Genomic DNA, 434 nt, shown 5'->3' on the forward strand with positions numbered 1-434 from the left:
ACGCAGCGCATTCCGGGCACGAGCCTCACGCAATCGGTCGCGATGCAGCAGTCGATCGAGAAGACGCTGAAGGCGCGCTTCCCGGAGATCGACCGCGTGTTCGCGCGCACCGGCACCGCGGAGATCGCCGCCGATCCGATGCCGCCGAACCTGTCGGACGGCTACATCATGCTCAAGCCCGCCGACCAGTGGCCGGACCCGCGCAAGTCGCGCGATGCGCTGCGTGGGGAAATCGAGGCGGCGCTCGCGCAGTTGCCGGGCAACGCGTACGAGTTCTCGCAGCCGATCCAGTTGCGCTTTAACGAGCTGATCTCCGGCGTGCGCAGCGACGTCGCGGTCAAGATCTTCGGCGACGACATGGCGACGCTCAACGCAACGGGCGAGCAGATCGCGGCCGCGCTGCAGAAGGTGCCGGGCGCGTCCGAGGTGAAGGT

The 434-nt window shown here is 68.0% G+C and carries 1 protein-coding gene; it reads left to right on the forward strand.

What is annotated here, in order from left to right; genetic code table 11:
- A partial coding sequence (locus tag J5M58_RS27160; protein WP_207880548.1) for an efflux RND transporter permease subunit occupies window positions 1-434 on the forward strand: 434 nt, incomplete at both ends.

Origin of the sequence: Pseudomonas sp. 32_A (genome assembly GCF_017490905.1) — a bacterium.
Taxonomy (GTDB): domain Bacteria; phylum Pseudomonadota; class Gammaproteobacteria; order Pseudomonadales; family Pseudomonadaceae; genus Aquipseudomonas; species Aquipseudomonas inefficax.